Annotated in this window: 16 protein-coding genes; 7 read left to right on the forward strand and 9 right to left on the reverse strand. The window is 68.6% G+C overall.

The window, feature by feature from the left end; all coding sequences use genetic code 11:
• Positions 1–6 precede the first annotated feature (6 nt).
• The 7 genes from MLGJGCBP_RS38720 to MLGJGCBP_RS38750 all read left to right on the forward strand — a co-directional run bounded on the left by MLGJGCBP_RS38720 (position 7) and on the right by MLGJGCBP_RS38750 (position 7,195).
• On the forward strand, positions 7–873 hold the full coding sequence (locus MLGJGCBP_RS38720; protein ID WP_160102517.1) for a ribokinase: 867 nt from the start codon (positions 7–9) through the stop codon (positions 871–873).
• Between the two features lie 56 nt (positions 874–929).
• Positions 930–3,029 (forward strand): RecQ family ATP-dependent DNA helicase, encoded by a 2,100-nt coding sequence (locus tag MLGJGCBP_RS38725; RefSeq protein ID WP_160102519.1) that lies wholly within the window; start codon positions 930–932, stop codon positions 3,027–3,029.
• A 151-nt stretch (positions 3,030–3,180) separates the two neighbouring features.
• On the forward strand, positions 3,181–3,693 hold the full coding sequence (gene ectA, locus MLGJGCBP_RS38730; protein ID WP_009474013.1) for a diaminobutyrate acetyltransferase: 513 nt from the start codon (positions 3,181–3,183) through the stop codon (positions 3,691–3,693).
• A 27-nt stretch (positions 3,694–3,720) separates the two neighbouring features.
• Positions 3,721–4,983 carry a diaminobutyrate--2-oxoglutarate transaminase gene (gene ectB / locus MLGJGCBP_RS38735; RefSeq protein WP_160102521.1) on the forward strand — a complete coding sequence of 421 codons (1,263 nt, stop codon included), beginning with the start codon at positions 3,721–3,723 and terminating at the stop codon, positions 4,981–4,983.
• Between the two features lie 19 nt (positions 4,984–5,002).
• Entirely contained in the window at positions 5,003–5,401 is a 399-nt protein-coding gene (locus MLGJGCBP_RS38740) for an ectoine synthase (RefSeq protein WP_012688262.1), read from the forward strand.
• Positions 5,402–5,410: 9 nt separating this feature from the next.
• Positions 5,411–6,346 carry a D-isomer specific 2-hydroxyacid dehydrogenase family protein gene (locus tag MLGJGCBP_RS38745; protein WP_087559511.1) on the forward strand — a complete coding sequence of 312 codons (936 nt, stop codon included), beginning with the start codon at positions 5,411–5,413 and terminating at the stop codon, positions 6,344–6,346.
• A 21-nt stretch (positions 6,347–6,367) separates the two neighbouring features.
• Positions 6,368–7,195 (forward strand): NAD-dependent protein deacetylase, encoded by an 828-nt coding sequence (locus tag MLGJGCBP_RS38750; protein ID WP_160102523.1) that lies wholly within the window; start codon positions 6,368–6,370, stop codon positions 7,193–7,195.
• A gap of 3 nt (positions 7,196–7,198) precedes the next feature.
• On the opposite strand, the gene proB is transcribed toward MLGJGCBP_RS38750, so the two are convergent.
• The 9 genes from proB to MLGJGCBP_RS38795 all read right to left on the reverse strand — a co-directional run bounded on the left by proB (position 7,199) and on the right by MLGJGCBP_RS38795 (position 19,494).
• The gene (gene proB, locus MLGJGCBP_RS38755) at positions 7,199–8,299 is read right to left on the reverse strand and encodes a glutamate 5-kinase (RefSeq protein ID WP_087559509.1); all 1,101 of its coding nucleotides are present in this window, start codon (positions 8,297–8,299) and stop codon (positions 7,199–7,201) included.
• A complete protein-coding gene (gene obgE / locus MLGJGCBP_RS38760) occupies positions 8,296–9,756 on the reverse strand; it encodes a GTPase ObgE (protein WP_087559508.1) in 1,461 nt (486 codons plus the stop codon). The genes proB and obgE overlap by 4 nt, the downstream gene beginning before the upstream one ends.
• A gap of 157 nt (positions 9,757–9,913) precedes the next feature.
• On the reverse strand, positions 9,914–10,177 hold the full coding sequence (gene rpmA / locus MLGJGCBP_RS38765; RefSeq protein WP_012688267.1) for a 50S ribosomal protein L27: 264 nt from the start codon (positions 10,175–10,177) through the stop codon (positions 9,914–9,916).
• Between the two features lie 42 nt (positions 10,178–10,219).
• Entirely contained in the window at positions 10,220–10,531 is a 312-nt protein-coding gene (gene rplU, locus MLGJGCBP_RS38770; RefSeq protein WP_005248081.1) for a 50S ribosomal protein L21, read from the reverse strand.
• A 206-nt stretch (positions 10,532–10,737) separates the two neighbouring features.
• Complete coding sequence (locus MLGJGCBP_RS38775) at positions 10,738–14,058, reverse strand: translation initiation factor IF-2 N-terminal domain-containing protein (protein WP_160102525.1); 3,321 nt, start codon at positions 14,056–14,058, stop codon at positions 10,738–10,740.
• A gap of 458 nt (positions 14,059–14,516) precedes the next feature.
• Positions 14,517–14,936, reverse strand: coding sequence for a nucleoside-diphosphate kinase (gene ndk, locus MLGJGCBP_RS38780; protein ID WP_087559506.1), 420 nt, complete (start codon positions 14,934–14,936; stop codon positions 14,517–14,519).
• An 18-nt stretch (positions 14,937–14,954) separates the two neighbouring features.
• Positions 14,955–15,365, reverse strand: coding sequence for a DUF4233 domain-containing protein (locus MLGJGCBP_RS38785; RefSeq protein WP_160102527.1), 411 nt, complete (start codon positions 15,363–15,365; stop codon positions 14,955–14,957).
• Positions 15,362–16,789, reverse strand: coding sequence for a bifunctional tetrahydrofolate synthase/dihydrofolate synthase (gene folC / locus MLGJGCBP_RS38790; protein WP_160102529.1), 1,428 nt, complete (start codon positions 16,787–16,789; stop codon positions 15,362–15,364). Before folC ends, MLGJGCBP_RS38785 begins: the two co-directional genes overlap by 4 nt.
• Complete coding sequence (locus MLGJGCBP_RS38795; protein WP_160102531.1) at positions 16,786–19,494, reverse strand: valine--tRNA ligase; 2,709 nt, start codon at positions 19,492–19,494, stop codon at positions 16,786–16,788. The genes folC and MLGJGCBP_RS38795 overlap by 4 nt, the downstream gene beginning before the upstream one ends.
• Between the last annotated feature and the right edge of the window lie 51 nt (positions 19,495–19,545).

The raw sequence follows: 19,545 nt of genomic DNA on the forward strand, positions 1-19,545 counted from the left end.
CGGGATATGTCCGCTCCCAGGGTCGCCGTGGTCGGCAGCGTCAACATGGATCTACTGACGGCGACCGAGCGGTTGCCGGGCCCCGGAGAGACGATCCTGGGCAACGCCTTCGCCGCCACTCCCGGCGGCAAGGGCGCCAACCAGGCGATCGCCGCGGCGCGGGCGGGCGGGGCCGTGACGTTCATCGGGGCGGTCGGCTCCGACGTGTTCGCCCTCGACCTGCGGCAGGCCCTCGTCGACGCCGAGGTCGACACCCGGTACCTGCGGGAGGTCGACGGGCCGAGCGGGATCGCGGCGATCACCGTCGACGCCGCGGGCGAGAACAGCATCGTCGTGGTCCCGGGCGCCAACAGCACCGTGGTGGATCTGACACCCGCCGAACTCGCGGCGGTCGCGGACGCCGACGTCCTGCTCTGCCAACTCGAGATACCTCTGGGCACCGTGGTGGCCGCGGCGGCACACGCCGCGGCCCACGGCACCGTCGTGATGGTGAATCCGTCACCGGTGCAGCCACTTCCGCCCGAGCTCGTAGAGCTGATCGACGTGCTGCTGGTGAACGAGACCGAGGCCGCGCAACTCGGCGCCGAGGTCACCGGCGCCGTCTCCCACGTCGTCACCACACTGGGGTCGTCGGGCGCAGACTACGCGAGCCGCGACGGCACCGCGCTCCACGCAGACTCCCCGGCGGTCGAGGTGGTCGACACGACCGGCGCGGGCGACGCCTTCGCGGGCGCCCTCAGCGTGTCGTGGCGCGGCGGCCCCGTTGCCGCCGTCCCGTTCGCGTGCACGGCGGGCGCACTCGCGACCACCCGCCGCGGCGCCTCCACGTCCTCGCCCACCCTCGCCGAGATCGAGGCGGCACTTCCCGGCTGAGCACCCAGGCGCTCGCCTGGATCCTTCGTGTCACCCCGGTCGTGCACCATGGGGGCATGACGACCGCCACCGAACCCGCACTCCGTGACGAGGCCGAACGGCTGCTCCGCGAGCTGGCAGGCGAGCACGCCACCCTCCGCGACGACCAGTGGACGGCGATCGAGGCACTCGTCGTGGGCCGCAGGCGGGCGCTCGTCGTCCAGCGGACGGGCTGGGGCAAGTCGGCGGTCTACTTCATCGCGGCGAAGCTGCTGCGGGCACACGGGCACGGTCCCACGGTCATCGTGTCGCCGCTCCTGGCGCTGATGCGGAACCAGGTGGCCTCCGCCGAGCGCGCCGGTGTGCGCGCCGCCACCATCAACTCCGGGAACGTGACCGAGTGGGACGACATCCACGCACGGGTCACGGACAACGAACTCGACGTGCTGCTGGTCAGCCCCGAGCGTCTCAACAACCCCGACTTCCGCGACCAGGTCCTGCCCTCCCTCGCCGCCGACGCCGGCCTCGTCGTGGTCGACGAGGCGCACTGCGTGTCCGACTGGGGTCACGACTTCCGCCCCGACTACCGGCGGATCCGCACGCTGATCGCCGAGCTGGGCGAGGGCATCCCCGTGCTGGCCACCACGGCCACGGCGAACGATCGCGTCGTCTCCGACGTCTCCACGCAGCTCGGGGTGGGCGGCGCGGAAACCCTCGTGCTGCGCGGCGGACTCGAACGCGAGTCGCTGCACCTGTCGGTCGTGCAGATTCCGGAGGCCACCGCCCGGGCCGCATGGCTCGCCCAGAAGCTCGACAGCCTGCCCGGCTCGGGCATCATCTACGCGCTCACCGTGTCGGCGGCCCGGGATCTGGCGAGCCTGCTGTCCGAGCAGGGGCACACGGTCGCCGCATACACCGGGCAGACCGACGCCGGCGAGCGCGAGACCCTCGAGCAGGACCTGCTCGGCAACCGCGTCAAGGCGCTGGTGGCCACGTCCGCGCTCGGGATGGGGTTCGACAAACCCGACCTGGGGTTCGTCGTGCACCTCGGTGCGCCGTCGTCGCCGATCTCCTACTACCAGCAGGTCGGGCGTGCAGGCCGGTCCACCGACCGCGCCGAGGTGATCCTGTTGCCCGGATCCGAGGACAAGCAGATCTGGAGCTATTTCGCGTCCGTCGCGTTCCCCCGCGAGCACGTGGTGCGCCGGGTCATCGAGGTCCTCGACACCGACCGGCCGCAGTCCACGCAGGCGCTCGAGCCACTCGTGGAGCTCGGCCGCACCCGGCTGGAGATGGTGCTGAAGGTCCTGGACGTGGACGGCGCCGTGCGCCGGGTGCGGGGCGGCTGGGTGGGCACCGGCGAGCCCTGGACGTACGACGCCGACCGGTACGAGCGCCTCGAGCGGGCCCGCGAATCCGAGCAGCAGGCGATGATCGAGTACCAGCGGATCACCACGTGCCGGATGGCGTTCCTGCGCGAGCAGCTCGACGACCCAGGGCTGGCGGCGGGCACGTCGGACTGCGGGCGGTGCGACAACTGCACCGGAGAGCGCCACGACGCGACTGTCGACGCCGAGGCGGTGCAACAGACCAGAGCCCGCCTCGAGCGCCCAGGCGTGGATCTGGCGCCCCGCAAACAGTGGCCCACGGGCCTCGCGAAGCTCGGCGTGAAGCTGTCCGGGAAGATCTCCGACGGCCCCGAGCCGGGTCGCGTACTGGGCCGGCTGTCCGATCTGGGCTGGGGTCAGCGCCTGCGCTCCCTGCTCGACGAACCGGACGGACCGGCGCCCGACGCCGTCCTGAAGGCCTGCATCCAGGTGCTGGCGTCCTGGGACTGGGCCGAGCGGCCCACGGCGGTGATGGCGGTCGAATCGGCCACCCACCCGCTGCTGTCGGCGTCGATCGCGGGGCAGCTGGCCACGGTGGGACGCCTCACCGACCTGGGGGTTCTGCGACTGCGCCCCGAGCATCCGCCGGTGTCCGCGGCCAACTCCGCCTACCGGGTGGCCGGGCTCGTCGACGCCTGGGAAGCCCCGGGTGTTCCCGAGGGCACCGGACCGGTGCTGCTCGTCGACACCCTCACCGACACCGGCTGGACGCTCACGATGGCTGCCCGGACGGTCCGCGCGGCGGGTGCCGCGTCGGTTCTCCCCTTCGCGCTCGCGAGTCTCAAATAGGCGAAGTGTGTCGCTTGCGGTTCACCCAAAAGTTACATAATGTGATGAGCATCACTTTGCACGTCTCACCTGCAAAGCTCTGCCGCCTGAACTGTCCAATTTCGCGAGGCACGTGAAATCGAAGGGGATGGTTGTTAGGTTCGAATTTCCAATGACGCCTGTTCAGAAGAGTGCCATCCCGACCACCGCGCCGGACGCGGTGTTGTTCAGAAGTCCAGAGATCACTGACGGAGTCCGGCTCTGGGAGATCGCCAGGAACACGGAAGTGCTCGATCTCAATTCGAGCTACGCATACCTGTTGTGGTGTAGAGATTTCAGCCGATCGTCGGTCGTCGCAGTTGTCGACGAGCGCGTCGTAGGGTTCGTATCGGGCTTCATCCGCCCAGAATCCCCTGCAACGCTGTTCGTCTGGCAGGTTGCCGTAGACGCCGACCAGCGCGGCAAGGGAATTGCAGGTCGCATGTTGAGCGCGCTGCTCGATCGACTTGCACCCGAAGGGATTACCCATCTCGAAACGACGATCAGCCCCGACAACGAGGCTTCGATCGCGCTGTTCACAGCATTGGCGCGTCGCCGAGATACGGCGATCAACAAGCAGGAACTGTTCTCCCCTAACGATTTTCCCGATGGACACGAAGCCGAAGATCTGTACACGATCGGCTAAGAGCATGCCCCGGAGGAATGCAGCAACATGACTAATTTCGATACGAACATCTTCGAGAGCCTCGAGTCCGAGGTTCGCAGCTACAGCCGCGGCTGGCCCGCCGTCTTCGAGTCGGCGTCCGGATCGTGGATCCGCGACGAGAACGGCCGCGACTACCTCGACTTCTTCGCCGGCGCCGGTTCGCTGAACTACGGCCACAACAACCCGGTCCTGAAGTCGGCGCTCGTCGACTACATCGTCGGCGACGGCATCACGCACGGTCTCGACATGTCGACCGTGGCCAAACGCGACCTGCTCGAGACCTTCCAGGACAAGATCTTGAAACCGCGAGGTCTCGACTACAAGGTCCAGTTCCCCGGACCCACCGGCACCAACACGGTCGAGGCCGCCCTGAAACTGGCACGCAAGGTGACGGGACGTTCGTCGATCATCAACTTCACCAACGCCTTCCACGGCATGACGCTCGGCGCCCTGTCGGTCACCGGCAACTCGATGAAACGCGCCGGCGCCGGAATCCCGCTGGTGCACGCCACCCCGATGCCGTTCGACAACTACTTCGACGGCGTCACCGAGGACTTCCACTGGTTCTCCCGGGTGCTCGACGACTCGGGCAGTGGCCTGAACCGTCCGGCCGCCGTGATCGTCGAGACGGTGCAGGGTGAGGGCGGCGTCAACGTCGCCCGCCCCGAGTGGCTGCGCGCCCTTGCGGACCTGTGCGCCGAGCGCGACATCCTGCTGATCGTCGACGACGTCCAGATGGGCTGTGGACGCACCGGGCCGTTCTTCTCCTTCGAGATCGCCGGCATCACCCCGGACATCGTCTGCCTGTCGAAGTCCATCGGCGGGTACGGCCTCCCGATGGCGCTGACCCTGTTCAAGCGTGAGCTGGACGTGTGGGGCCCGGGTGAGCACAACGGCACGTTCCGCGGCAACAACCCGTCGTTCGTCACGTCGAAGGTCGCCCTGGACCACTACTGGTCCGACGACACCCTGCACAAGTCGACACTGGCCAAGGGCGAGAAGATCCACCAGGCGTTCACCGAGCTGGCGAACCAGTTCGAGGGTTCCGTCTCCACCCGCGGCCGCGGCCTCGTCCAGGGCCTCGTCTTCGAGGAGCCGGAGCACGCGGGCAAGGTCTGCAAGCTCGCCTTCGACGAGGGACTGCTCGCAGAGACGTCCGGACCGTCCGACGAGGTGGTCAAGCTCCTGCCGGCGCTCACCATCACCGACGAGGAACTGGACCACGGCCTGGCCATTCTCGCCGACGCCACCGGCAAGGTCTGCAGCTAGAGAGAGGACTGACACACACATGATCGTTCGCACCACCGCAGAAATCACCGACACCGAGCGCGACATCACCAGCGAGGACGGCAACTGGCGCAGCAAGCGCATCATCCTCGGCGGCGACAAAGTGGGCTTCTCGTTCCACGAGACCACGATCAAAGCCGGTTCGGTCAACGAGTTCCACTACGCCAACCATGTCGAGGCCGTCTGGCTCGTCGAGGGAACCGGCAAGTTGATCGACCTCGACAACGACAAGGTCTACGAACTCGGCCCCGGTTCGATGTACCTGCTCAACGGTCACGAGCGTCACCGTGTCGAACCCGAGACCGAAATGCGCATGCTGTGCGTGTTCAACCCGCCCGTCACCGGTCGTGAGGTCCACGACGAGAATGGTGTCTACCCCTTGATCGAGGTTCCCGCGTAAGTTCGACCCATGGCCGACGACGCTGCTGTTCCAGCTATAGCCATCGGACCCGCCCCGGACCCGCTCCTCGAGGATGCGGTGCGCCGGGGCGGTGCCCGTGTGGCACCCCTCGAGTCCGCGGACGCCCTGGTCTGGACGACGGGTCCGATCGGGTTCCCGGACCCGCTGCCCGAGAACATCCGCTGGGTGCAGTTGAACTCCGCGGGTGTCGAGGAGTGGTTCGCCGCGAAGGTGATCAGACCCGACTCCACCGTGCTGTGGACGTCGGCGGCGGGCGCGTTCGCCGCGACCGTCGCCGAGCACGCGCTGACGCTGCTGCTGGCCGGCGTGCGGGCACTGCCCGAGCACCTCGAGGCGAAGACCTGGCGCCAGCAGGAGTTCTTCTCGAAGGTCGGCACCCTGCGCGGCAGCACGGTCGCGATCGTGGGCGCCGGCGGTATCGGCCGGGCACTGATCCCGATGCTCGCGGGTGTCGGCGCCGACGTGATCGCGGTGAATCGTTCCGGAAGCCCGGTGCCGGGCGCGATCGAGACGCTGCCCACCACCCGGCTGGGCGAGGTGTGGGCCCGCGCGGATCACTTCGTGATCGGGGCGCCCGCCACCGACGCCACCCATCATCTGGTCGGGGCGGCGGAGTTCGCGCAGATGAAGCCGACCGCGTGGGTGATCAACGTCGCGCGCGGCTCACTCGTCCACACCAACGCCTTGGTGAAAGCGCTGCGGGACAACACGATCGGCGGGGCAGGGCTCGACGTCACCGATCCCGAACCGCTCCCCGACGGTCACCCGCTGTGGAATCTGCCGAACGTGATCATCACTCCGCACGATTCGAACCCGCCTGCGGTCCGTCCCCCGGCGTTCGCCGAGCACGTGGCGCTGAACGTCACCCGCTTCGTCGCAGGTGAGAATCTCACCGCTCTGATCGATCCGGTCGTCGGGTACTGAACCGGCGCTATTCTGGAGTGCGTGTTCGCCCCACTGATCGACGTACTCGGAGGCCGGCGCCTGTGTGTGATCACCGGCGCCGGCATCTCGACGGACTCCGGGATCCCCGATTACCGCGGCCCGGATTCACCCCCGCGCACTCCCATGACGTATCAGCAGTTCACCGGTGACCCCGATTTCCGCCGCCACTACTGGGCGCGGAACCACCTCGGGTGGCGGCACATGGACGCCGCCAGGCCCAACACCGGCCATCGCGCCCTCGCCGGGCTCGAACGGGCCGGGGTCGCGTGTGCGGTCGTCACCCAGAACGTCGACCTCCTGCACACCAAGGCCGGCAGTCGCCGGGTCATCGACCTGCACGGCACGTACGCCCAGGTCCGGTGCCTGACGTGCAACGCACTGATCTCCCGGGCGACGCTCGCCGACCGACTCGAGCGCGCGAACCCGGGTTTCGCCGAGACCGTCGCCGCCGCACAGGGAGTGGAGATCGCACCGGACGCCGACGCGGTCGTCACCAGCACCGAGCATTTCCGGATGGTCGACTGCGAGGCGTGCGGAGGCATGCTCAAACCCGACATCGTGTACTTCGGCGAGTCCGTCCCGAAACCGCGGGTTGCGGCCGCCTACGACGTGGTCGACGAGGCCGAGGCGCTGCTGGTGGCCGGCTCTTCGCTCACCGTCATGTCAGGACTGCGGTTCGTCCGGCACGCCGCCAAACGCGGCATCCCCATCGCGATCGTCAACCGGGGGGCGACGCGCGGCGACGAGTTCGCCACCCTCACCATGCACGCGGGCTGCTCGGAAGCCCTCACCGCGCTGCTCGACGCGTCGTCCGCGCTGCCCGCCTGACCTCTAGAGCGGCACCAGGTCGTCGGCGTGGACGACGGGCCGCTGCATCTCGGCAGGCAGTTCCTGGGTCGACTTGCCGAGGATGTCGTTGATCTCCGCCGAGTCGTATGCCACCACTCCCCTGGCCACGGGACGTTCCTCGGGTCCGAGGAGTGACACGACGTCGCCGCCGTAGAACCGTCCCGACACCGCAGTGATGCCCGCGGGCAGCAGCGACCGCCGCCGGGTGACGACGGCCCGGACTGCGCCCTCGTCGATATGCAGGATGCCCTGTTCGTCCGCGGCGTGCCGCACCCAGAACTTGCGGGCGGACAACCGGGACGGCCGGGCCGCGAACGCCGTCCCCACACTGGCGTCCCGCAGCGCCGCGCCGGCGTCCGAGGCGGCGGCGAGCAGCACGGGCACACCGGCATCGGCCGCGAGGCGCGCCGCGGACAGCTTGGACGCCATCCCGCCGGTGCCGAGAGCGCCGCCCGAGCCGGCGACCACCCCGTCGAGATCCTCGGGGCTGTTCACCTCGGGGATCAGCGTCGCGTTGCCCTTACGGGGGTCGCCGTCGTACAGCCCGTCGACATCGGACAACAGCACCAGCGCGTCCGCACCGACCAGGTGCGCGACGAGCGCGGCGAGCCGGTCGTTGTCACCGAATCGCAGCTCGGCGGTGGCGACGGTGTCGTTCTCGTTGACGATCGCGACCGCGTGCAGGGCGCGCAGACGGTCGAGGGTGCGTTGCGCGTTGCGGTGCTGCGCGCGGCGGGCGATATCGTCCGCGGTGAGCAGCACCTGCCCCACCGTGCGCCCGTACCGGGCGAACGAGGTGCCCCAGGCGTGGGCCAGGGCCAGCTGGCCGACGCTCGCCGCGGCCTGCTTCGTCGCCAGGTCCCGCGGCCGCCTGGTCAGCCCCAACGGGGCCAGACCCGCGCCCACCGCGCCGGACGACACGACCACGACGTCGGAACCGGCACGCATCCGTGCCTCGATCGCGTCGGCCAGCGCGTCGAGCCGACCGACGTCGAGCCCGCCGACCAGACTGGTCAGCGCCGACGATCCGATCTTCACGACGATGCTGCCCGCCGACGCGACCGTGCGCCGGGTGGCGCTCACTGGTCTTCGGGGTCGAGGCCTTCGAGACCGCGACGGACCCTGGATGCGTGCTTGCGTTCGGTCGCGCCGATGCGCTCCACCTGATCCAGACGCGGGTCGGTGCCGCGGCCGGTGCGGGTGAGATCGACACCGGCGGGTGTCTGGGGCTCCCAGTCGAAGCTCACGTTGCCGATCGTGACGGACGCGCCGGGCTCCGCACCCTGCTTGACGAGTTCGGTTTCCACACCGAGCCGCGCGAGGCGGTCGGCGAGGTAGCCCACGGCCTCATCGTTGTCGAACTGCGTCTGCCGCACCCAGCGTTCCGGCCGCGTGCCACGGACGATGAACCCACCGGGGATCTCGGGATCGGCGACGACGCTGAAGCTGTTCTCGTTGGCGATCACCGGGCGGATCACCTGACGCTTCGGCTCGGCCTTCGGATGTGCCTCACGGTAGTCCGCAACCAGCTTCGCCAGCGCGAACGTCAACGGGCGCAACCCCTCTCGGCTGACCGCCGAGATCGTGAAGATCGGCCATCCGCGGGCCTCGAGGTCGGGGGTCACCATCTCGGCCAACTCGGCCGCCTCCGGAACGTCCGCCTTGTTGAGGATGACGATGCGGGGACGGTCCGCGAGGTCCCCGAGGCCGGTGTCCCCGGACAGCGCACCCTTGTACGCGGCGAGTTCCGCCTCCAGGGCATCGATGTCGGAGATCGGGTCGCGGCCCGGGTCCAGGGTCGCGCAGTCGACGACGTGCGCCAGCACGGCGCACCGCTCGAGGTGGCGCAGGAAGTCCAGTCCCAGTCCGCGGCCGTCGCTCGCACCGGGGATCAGCCCGGGCACGTCGGCCACGGTGAACGTGGTGTCTCCGCTCGACACGACGCCGAGGTTCGGCACGAGGGTGGTGAACGGGTAGTCGGCGATCTTCGGCTTCGCCGCCGACAGCACGGACACGAGCGAGGACTTGCCCGCCGACGGGAATCCGACGAGACCGACATCGGCCACGGACTTCAGTTCGAGGACCAGTTCCCGCTCGACTCCCTCCTCACCGAGGAGGGCGAAGCCCGGTGCCTTGCGCGCCTTCGACGAGAGGGCTGCGTTGCCGAGCCCACCGCGGCCGCCCTGGGCAGCCTCGAAGCGGGTGCCGACACCGATGAGGTCGGCGAGGATCCGGCCGTCCTTGTCGAGGACGACGGTGCCGTCGGGGACCTTCAGGATCAGGTCGTCGCCCTGGGCGCCGTCGCGGTTGCTTCCCATCCCCTGCTTGCCGTTGGTGGCCTTCGCGTGGGGGTGGAAATGGAAGTCGAGGAGGGTGTGGACGTTGCCGTCCACCTCGAGCACGACGTCACCGCCACGCCCGCCGTTGCCGCCGTCCGGGCCGCCGAGTGGCTTGAACTTCTCCCGGTGTACGGAGGCGCAGCCATTGCCGCCTTTTCCGGCGCTGACGTGCAGCACGACGCGGTCAATGAATCGGGACATGACTGCCGGATCCTTCCTCAGTCAATTGTGTTGATCTCACTCTGAAGCAAACAACTCTGAAACAAACAATAGGGGCGGACCGGGTATCTCGACCCAGGTCCGCCCCTATTGGGAGCTTGAAACGTCCCTCACGGGACGATGCATACTCGCGGCAGGACTAGACCTCTGCCGCCGCCGGAACGATGTTCACGGTCTTGCGTCCACGCTTGGTGCCGAACTCGACGGCACCGGCGGAGAGAGCGAAGAGCGTGTCGTCGCCGCCACGACCGACGTTGACGCCGGGGTGGAAGTGGGTTCCGCGCTGACGCACCAGGATCTCGCCGGCGCTGACGGACTGGCCGCCGAAACGCTTCACGCCGAGTCGCTGAGCATTTGAATCGCGACCGTTACGGGAGCTGGATGCACCCTTCTTATGTGCCATGTTCTTGACCCTCCTCGGGTGAAATCAGCTCTGAAGCTCTAGTTACTTGATGCCGGTGACCTTGAGGACCGTCAGCTTCTGCCTGTGGCCCTGACGCTTGTGGTAGCCGGTCTTGTTCTTGAACTTGTGGATCCGGATCTTCGGGCCCTTGGTGTGCTCGACGACCTCACCCGTGACCGAGATCTTGGCCAGCTTGTCGGCGTCGGTCGTCAGGTCGGATCCGTCGACGACGAGAACGGGAGCAAGCGAGACAGCAGTGCCGGGCTCACCCTCGATCTTCTCGACCTTGACGAGGTCACCAACAGCGACCTTGTACTGCTTTCCGCCGGTCTTGACGATCGCGTACGTTGCCATCGGAGGGCTACCCCTTGCTTCTTCGAACTTGCTCGCGCCACAGTGTGCGCGACTGGTCTGGTGTGACGGCTAGCTCGGTCGAGATCGCGCAGCCTTCACAGGTGAGGGCACAGCTGACCTTCATCGCCGAGTAGCGACTGGTCAAGGTTACAGGAAGGCAACCGTTCCGTACAAACCGGCGTCGATTGCCTTCCCGCGTTCCCTGATCAGTGGTCGGCGTCGACCGGCGGGCCTGCCGGACGTGCCGCGGCCCGGCGACGACGCGGCTTGCGCGGCGCTGCCTGCGGATCCGCGCCGTCCGAAGAGGACGCCGCCGGTCCGCTCACGGTCGAGGCCGACATGGCCGGCTCCGGTTCCGGTGCGTGCTCCGCGCCGGGCTCCGGCGTCGGAATCACGAACACGGTCCCGGCGCTGGGGGTTTCGGATACCGGCGCTGCCGCCGCCCTCGACACCCGGCGACTCCTGCGCCGCGTCGGGGCCACCGGCTCCGGTGCGGGCTCGGGTTCCGGGGTGGGCTCGGGTTCCGGGGTGGGCTCGGGTGCGCGCTCCACGACGGGTTCCGGGGTCTCGGCGGCCGGTGCCGCTTCGGCCGGTGCCGATTCGACAGCAGGCGCCTCGGCCGCAGCTTCCACGGCTTCCTCGACGACAGCCTCTTCGACGACGGCGACCTCGGCCTCGGGCGCCACGACGGCTTCCGCAGCCACCGCTGCGGGCGCCTCGGCCACGGCCTCCTCGATCCCGGGCAGCTGCGCCTCGTCCGCGGCCGAAGCCTCCGCCTTGTGCGCTGCCTCCTCCTCCTCGTGATGGTGGTGTGCCATCGCGAGAGCGACCGGGTGAGCCCGCTTCACGGTGGCGTCCACCGTCGGGGTCTCCTCGTGCGCGGGAACCTGCGGGGCGTCCCCGCCGGACGACTTGTCGCGTCCCCGCTTCTTGCGGGAGCCGCCGGAGTCGCCGCCGCGGGAAGACCCGCGTGCACCGGTGTCATCGGAGGTTCTCACCTCGATCGGCTCGGCGTGGACGATGATGCCGCGGCCGTGGCAGTGCTCACACGTCGTGGAGAACGCCTCGACCAGGCCGGTGCCCAGCTTCTTCCGGGTCATCTGCACGAGCCCCAGCGACGTGACCTCGGACACCTGGTGGCGGGTGCGATCGCGGCCCAGGGCCTCGGTCAGGCGTCGCAGCACCAGGTCGCGGTTCGACTCGAGCACCATGTCGATGAAGTCGACGACGATCATGCCGCCGATGTCCCGCAGACGCATCTGCCGGACGATCTCCTCGGCAGCCTCGAGGTTGTTCCGGGTGACGGTCTCCTCGAGGTTTCCGCCGGCACCGGTGAACTTACCGGTGTTGACATCGACCACGGTCATGGCCTCGGTGCGGTCGATCACGAGCGTGCCGCCGGACGGCAACCAGACCTTGCGGTCGAGTGCCTTCGCCAGTTGCTCGTCGATGCGGTGCGCCTCGAAGACGTCGACACCGTTGTCCGACGTGTGCTGCGCGAGCCGCGGCATGAGGTCGGGCGCGACGGACTTGATGTACGACTCGACCGTCGACCAGGCCTTCTCGCCCTCGATCACGAGCTTGGAGAAGTCCTCGTTGAACAGGTCGCGAATGACCTTCACGAGAAGGTCGGGCTCCTCGTAGAGGGCCTGCGGGTTGCCGGACTTGCCGGATTCCGCCTTCGCTGCCTGCGCCTCGATCCCGGCCCACTGTTCCTGCAGGCGCGTCACGTCGCGGGCGAGTTCCTCTTCGCTCACTCCCTCCGACGCGGTCCGGATGATGACTCCGGCGTCCGAGGGCACGATGTCGCGCAGGATGTCCTTGAGGCGCTTGCGTTCCGTGTCGGGCAGCTTGCGGCTGATCCCGGTGGACGTGCCGCCCGGCACGTAGACGAGGAACCGGCCCGCGAGGCTGATCTGCGTGGTCAACCGCGCACCCTTGTGCCCGACCGGGTCCTTGCTGACCTGGACCAGCACCTGGTCGCCGGGCTTGAGCGCCTGCTCGATCTTGCGGGAGTTGCCACCGAGGCCGGCGGCCTCCCAGTTGACCTCACCCGCGTACAGCACGCCGTTGCGGCCGCGGCCGATGTCGATGAACGCCGCTTCCATGCTGGGCAGCACGTTCTGGACGCGTCCGAGGTACACGTTGCCGACCATCGAGGCAGACGCCGACGTGGTCACGAAGTGTTCGACGAGGACACCGTCCTCGAGCACGGCGACCTGCGTCGTCGCGTGCGGTTGCCCGGCGGCGAGACGGTCGCGCACGACCATGACGCGGTCGACGGCCTCGCGGCGTGCCAGGAACTCCGACTCGGTGAGGATCGGCGGACGGCGACGACCGGCATCGCGGCCGTCGCGGCGACGCTGACGCTTCGCTTCGAGCCGCGTCGAACCGGTGATGCCCTGGACCTCGTCCTTCGAGCGGCTCTTGTTGCGGGGCTCACGCTCGTGGACGACGGTGTTCGGCGGATCGTCCTCGGACGTGGCGTCTCCCGACCCCTCGCCACCGGACTTGCGACGGCGCCGACGGCGGCGACGACGGCTCGAACCGTCGGAGTCACCCTCGCCGGTCTCTTCGTCCCCGGACTCCGCTTCCGCCTGCTCGGCGTCCGCGGGCTTCTCCTCGGACTCATTCTTCGGCTTCTCCTCGGGCTCCGGGCTCGGGGTCTCCGCGCCCTTCTCGGTGCCCTTGTCCTCACGGCCCTCGCGCGCAGACTCCTCGGCCTCGGCACCCTCGGTGTCGGTATCGGTGTCCTGCTCGTTCAGCTGTTCGCCCCGTCCGCGACCACGGCCGCGACGGCCGCGACGGCGTCGGCGCGGCTGATCGCCGTCGACGTCGGACTCGTCCGATTCGGTGTCTGCGGTGCCGGTGTCCGTGGCCTTCGCGGGCTCGGCGACGTCCTCGCGCGCCTCGGCGACGGGCGGCTGCTCGGTGGTGGGTTCCGGCGTCCCGGCGTCCCGGCGACTGCGCCGGCGACGCGGCGGCGTCTCGACCGCCGCGAGGTCGGGCTGCAGGAAGAGCGGGACCTGAGACACGGCGGAAGTCTCGGCCGGTTCCTCGGCAGCGGGCGCCTCGGCCTGGTAGGCGGCGGTGGTGAACAGGTCGCGCCCGAGGTCGGGTTCGGAAACCGCGGCCTCCTCGGCGACAGGTTCCGGACTTTCCTGAGCCGGACTTCCCTGAGCTGGACTTTCCGGGGCCGGGGCTTCCTCGGCGGGAGACTCCGGTGCCACAGCCGGCTCAACGGGAGCTTCCTCGACGGGTGCCTCCGGTGCAACCTCGGCGGGAGCGGTCTCCGCAGCGGTGAATCCTGCATATACCCGCTCGGCGATCTCGCGTTGCAGGCTCGACTGCGCACTGCGCAGTTCCAGTCCGAGGGCCGCGGCCTCGGCGAGAACCTGCTTGCTCGTGACGCCCAGCAACTTCGCGAGGGCGTGAACGCGAATCTTCTCCGGAAGAGCGGGAACCGCGCTCCCGGCGGTGGCCGTATCGTTCGGCTCTGAATTTGTGGGCGGCGCTTGATCGGCCACGTAGTCTCCTCAGCCCCCGGGCGCGTCCACTCCCCTGTCAGGGAATGTCACGCGGCCACGCGAGGGCGCATTATGTGTACTCGCGCCCCAAATGTGAGCGCGAGATTGTCTGGTCTCGCTCCACACAGCGCGTGCAGTGTCCGTTTTCACTGCACACCCATGTAGTGCCTTGCGGATGGCCGTGGTCCGCGGTGCGAGCGCCTGATCATCCAGCGTGCCGATACGCCCAGGTATTTCCTGTTGACGCAGGGGCAGCGATGAAGGGCATCGAGCCGTGGTGTCATCCGGTCGAAGCCACGTGGTGCACAAATTGCGGTCCGACCACCCTCAGTATCCCACACGTGTGCCGCGGTCCGTGCCAGCGGCGCACGTATCGTTCTGGAACAGGTTCCGTTCACGATGGCGCCGCCGGCCCGGAGGGCAGGTCGGTGGATCGAGGGGTGGGTGGAGAGGGTGGGTCAGTTGGCGGCGAGCTGGGGGAACCAGAGGGCGATCTCGCGCTCGGCGGACTCGACCGAGTCGGAGCCGTGGACGAGGTTCTCCTGCGCTTCGAGCCCGAAGTCACCGCGAATCGTGCCCGGAACGGCCTTCTCGACCGGGTCGGTGCCGCCGGCGAGCTGACGGAAGGCCGCGATTGCCCGGGGACCTTCGAGGACGGCCGCGACGAGCGGGCCGCCGGTGATGAATTCCAGCAGGCCGGGGTAGAACGGGCGGCCTTCGTGCTCGGCGTAGTGGGCGGCGGCGATGTCGCCGGGAGCGGTGCGCAGCTCGAGCGCGGAGATCGTGAGACCCTTCCGCTCGATACGACCGAGGATTTCTCCTACGTATCCGCGGGCAACGGCATCGGGCTTGATCAGGACAAGGGTGCGCTCAGTCACGGCGCACAGCCTAAATGGTCAGCCGCGCTGACCCGGCAGCAGGCCCCGCTCCATTCGCTGACGCACATTGCGCCGGAAGTAGAGTAGGTAGCCCCACAGGATCGCGAAGACCACTCCGACCGAACCGATCGACACGTGGACGAAGAATCCGAGCAGGAGCCCCACCTGCAACAACAGGTTGTACTTCATCGCCCAGGGGCGGCCCTGCAGGCCGGCCCCGAGGATCATGAGCACCGCGAGCCCCACCAGGTACGTTCCGGACCACCAGGTGAGTCCGCCGCCGACCGTCGCGACGACCGGCAGGGCGAGAAGCACCACGATCGCTTCCAGGATCAGGGATCCCGCGACCACGCCGCGGAAGCCCTTCCACGGGTCCTTGGTCGGCGGGCCGAACTCCGGTTCCGAAGTACGGGGGTCCTGCTCGCTCACGCTGGGTCCTTTCCGAAGAGGGTGCGGGCCGCACCGGCGGTCACGACGGATCCGGTGACCACGACGCCCGCTCCCGATACTGCCTCACCGGGCTCGGCGACCTCCTCCGCCAGTCCGATCGCCGTTTCCAGCGCGTCCGCGAGGGTCGGCGCCACCACGACGCGTTCGTCGCCGAACTTGGCGACCGCGAGGTTGGCGAGATTCTCGACGTCCATCGCCCGCGCCGAACCGTTGTGCGTCACCACGAGCTCGTCGAACACCGGTTCCAGCGCCGACAGAATGCCGTCGACGTCCTTGTCCCCCATGACGCTCACGACGCCGACGAGCTTGCGGAAGTCGAATTCGGCGGTCAGGGCAGCGGCGAGCGCACGGGCCCCGTCCGGATTGTGTGCGGCGTCGAGGAAGACGGTGGGGGCGCTGCGCACGCGTTCGAGCCGGCCGGGATTGACGACGGACGCGAACGCCTCCCGGACCGCGTCCTGGTCGAGCTGCCGTTCCGGGCCGGCACCGAAGAACGCCTCGACGGCCGCGAGCGCGAGCGACGCGTTGCGCGCCTGGTGCTCCCCGTGCAGGGGCAGGAAGATGTCGGTGTAGACCCCGCCGAGGCCCTGCAGTTCCAACTGCTGGCCGCCGACGGCGATCTGCCGGGCGAGCACCGTGAATTCGGAGCCCTCCCGCGCGACCGCGGCATCCACCTCGACGGCACGGCGAAGTAGCACGTCCATCACTTCCGGCGTCTGTTGGGCGAGGATGGCGACCGTGTCGCTGGGCACGAGAGCGTCCTCGCGGCCCTTCTTGATGATGCCGGCCTTCTCCTCGGCGATCCCGGCGAGGTCGTCGCCGAGATACTCCGCATGGTCGAGGCTGATCGGGGTGATCACGGCGATCTGCCCGTCGATGACATTGGTTGCGTCCCAACGCCCGCCGAGGCCCACCTCGACGACGGCGACGTCGACGGGCGCCTCCGCGAACGCGGCGTACGCCATCGCGGTGAGCACCTCGAACTTGCTCATCGCCGGGCCGCCCGCGGCCTGCGACTGCTGGTCGATCATCTGGACGTACGGTTCGATCTCCCGGTACGTGTCGACGTAGCGGCGCGGCGACACCGGGCGTCCGTCGATGCTGATCCGCTCGGTGGCGAGCTGCAGGTGCGGGCTGGTGGTGCGGCCCGTGCGCCGGTGCAGCGCGGTGAGCAGTGCGTCGATCATCCGCGTCACCGACGTCTTGCCGTTGGTGCCGGTGACGTGGATCGCCGGGTACCCGTGCTGCGGGGACCCGAGGATGTCCATCAGCGCCGCGATCCGGCTCAGCGACGGCTCGATCTTCGTCTCGGGCCACCGCTTGTCGAGTTCCGCCTCAACCAGCGTCAACTCTGCGAGGTCGACCGGACTGACTTCCTCCGGCGTGAAGTCGGGCGAGGTCACGCGCCTTCCAGCTCCTTCAATCGCTTGGTGATGCGTTCGATTTCTTCTGTCGCGATCTGCTGACGCGTCCGGATCTTGTCCTTGACGGAGTCGGGGGCCTTGGCCAGGAACGCCTCGTTGGAGAGTTTCGCGGTGGTCCCGGCGAGTTCCTTCTGCGCGGCCGCGAGGTCCTTCTCCAACCGCGCCTTCTCGGCGCCGAGGTCGACGTTGCCGGACGTGTCGAGGTCGACGGTGACGGTCGCCTTGCTCAGGCGCACCTCCACCGAGGCCGACGCGGCGAAACCGTCCTCCGGGTCCGTCAGCCGGGCCAGCGACGTGACGGCGGCGAGCTGGGTGTCCAGATCGGCCTCGGTGATCCCGCTGATCCGCGCGGGCACCCGCTGCGACGGCTTGAGACCCTGATCGCTGCGGAACCGGCGTACCTCGGTCACCAGTCGCTGCATGTCCTCTACACGCTGCGCCGCAACCACATCCGCGGCGGCATCCCCCGCCTGCGGCCACTGCGCCACGACGACGGACTCGTTTCCGGTGAGCGCCTTCCACAGGGTCTCCGTGACGAACGGGATGACCGGGTGGAGCAGGCGCAGCAGCGCGTCGAGAACGTTGCCGAGCACGGCCCTCGTATTCGCCGCGACCGTGTCGTTCTCGGCGAACTGCACCTTGGCAAGTTCGAGGTACCAGTCGCAGACCTCGTCCCACGCGAAGTGGAACAGCGCCTCGCACGCCTTGCTGAACTCGTACCGGTCGAAGGCTGCGTCGACGTCGCCGCGCACCCGGTCGAGGCGGTCGAGGATCCACCGGTCCGCATCGGTCAGTTCGCCTCGTGCGGGCAGCGGCGCGGGCGCGGCCCCGTTCATGAGAGCGAACTTGGTCGCGTTGAACAGCTTGGTCGCGAAGTTCCGGGACGACTGTGCATGATCCTCGCCGACGGACAGGTCGCTGCCGGGATTGGCGCCGCGGGCCAGCGTGAAGCGGAGCGCGTCGGCGCCGAAGCGGTCGACCCAGTCGAGGGGGTCGATGCCGTTACCCCGCGACTTCGACATCTTCTTGCCGAACTGGTCGCGAACGAGGCCGTGCAGGAACACGTCCTGGAACGGCATCTGCGGTCCGGACTTGCCTTCGCTGAACACCCCGTCGCTTCGCTCGCCCCGCCCCGCGATGGCGTCGTCCTCCGACACGTACGTACCGAACATCATCATTCGCGCCACCCAGAAGAACAGGATGTCGTAACCGGTGACGAGAACGCTTGTGGGATAGAACTTCTCCAGCTCCGGCGTCTTCTCGGGCCAGCCCATGGTCGAGAACGGCCACAACCCGGAGGAGAACCAGGTGTCGAGGACGTCGGGGTCCTGCACCCAGCCCTCGGGCGCGGTCTCGTCCGGTCCGAAGCACGCGACCTCGCCGTCGGGGCCGTACCAGATCGGGATCCGGTGACCCCACCACAGCTGACGCGAGATGCACCAGTCGTGCATGTCGTCGACCCAGGCGAACCATCGCGGTTCCTGACTTGCCGGGTGAATGACGGTGTCACCGTTGCGGACCGCGTCACCCGCCGCCTTCGCGAGGGATTCGACCTTCACCCACCACTGCAGCGACAGGCGCGGCTCGATGGACTCGCCGGTGCGCTCGGAATGCCCGACACTGTGCAGGTAGGGCCGCTTCTCCGCGACAACGCGCCCCTGCTCGGCGAGCGCCTCCCGCACCTTGACCCGCGCCTCGAAGCGGTCGAGACCGTCGAATTGCGTTCCCGTGTCGGCGATCTTGCCGGTCTTGTCCATGATGGTCGGCATCGGCAGGTTGTGCCGCAGGCCCATCTCGAAGTCGTTGGGATCGTGAGCCGGAGTGATCTTGACGGCGCCGGTGCCGAATTCGGGGTCGACGTACTCGTCCGCGATGATCGGGATGTCGCGGCCGGTGAAGGGGTGCTCGAGCGTGGTCCCGATCAGGTGCTTGTACCGCTCGTCGTCGGGGTGGACGGCGACGGCGGTGTCGCCGAGCATCGTCTCGACACGGGTGGTGGCGACCACGACGTGCGGTTCGTCGTCGTTCAGTGAGCCGTACCGCAGGGAGACCAGCTCACCCTCGACGTCCTCGAACTTCACCTCGATGTCGGAGATCGCGGTCTGCAGCACGGGCGACCAGTTGACGAGCCGCTCGGCCCGGTAGATCAGACCGTCGTCGTACATGCGCTTGAAGATGGTCTGGACGGCGCGCGAGAGCCCGTCGTCCATGGTGAAGCGGTCGCGGCTCCAGTCGACGCTGTCACCGATGCGGCGCATCTGACCGCCGATGGTGCCACCGGACTCCCGCTTCCAGTCCCACACCTTGTCGATGAACAGTTCGCGGCCGAAGTCTTCCTTCGTCTTGCCGTCGACGGCGAGCTGCTTCTCGACCACGGTCTGCGTCGCGATGCCCGCATGGTCCATGCCCGGCAGCCACAGCACCTCGAAGCCCTGCATCCGCTTGCGGCGGCTCAGTGCGTCCATCAACGTGTGGTCGAGAGCGTGACCCATATGCAGGCTGCCGGTCACGTTGGGCGGCGGCAGAACGATGGAGTAGCCCGGCTTCTCACTGTGGGGGTCCGCGCGGAAGTAACCGGCGTCTACCCAGCCCTGATACAGATCATCCTCGACGGAACTGGGGTCCCAGCTCTTCGGGAGGGCATCGGCACGGTTCTGGGGATTTTCTGGAGCTGCACTGGTCACCCGTCGAGTCTAATGAACGCACCGACGACCCACGACGGGGCTACCGTGCGG

This window comes from Rhodococcus sp. T7 (genome assembly GCF_009872365.1).
Classification (GTDB): Bacteria; Actinomycetota; Actinomycetes; order Mycobacteriales; family Mycobacteriaceae; genus Rhodococcus_F.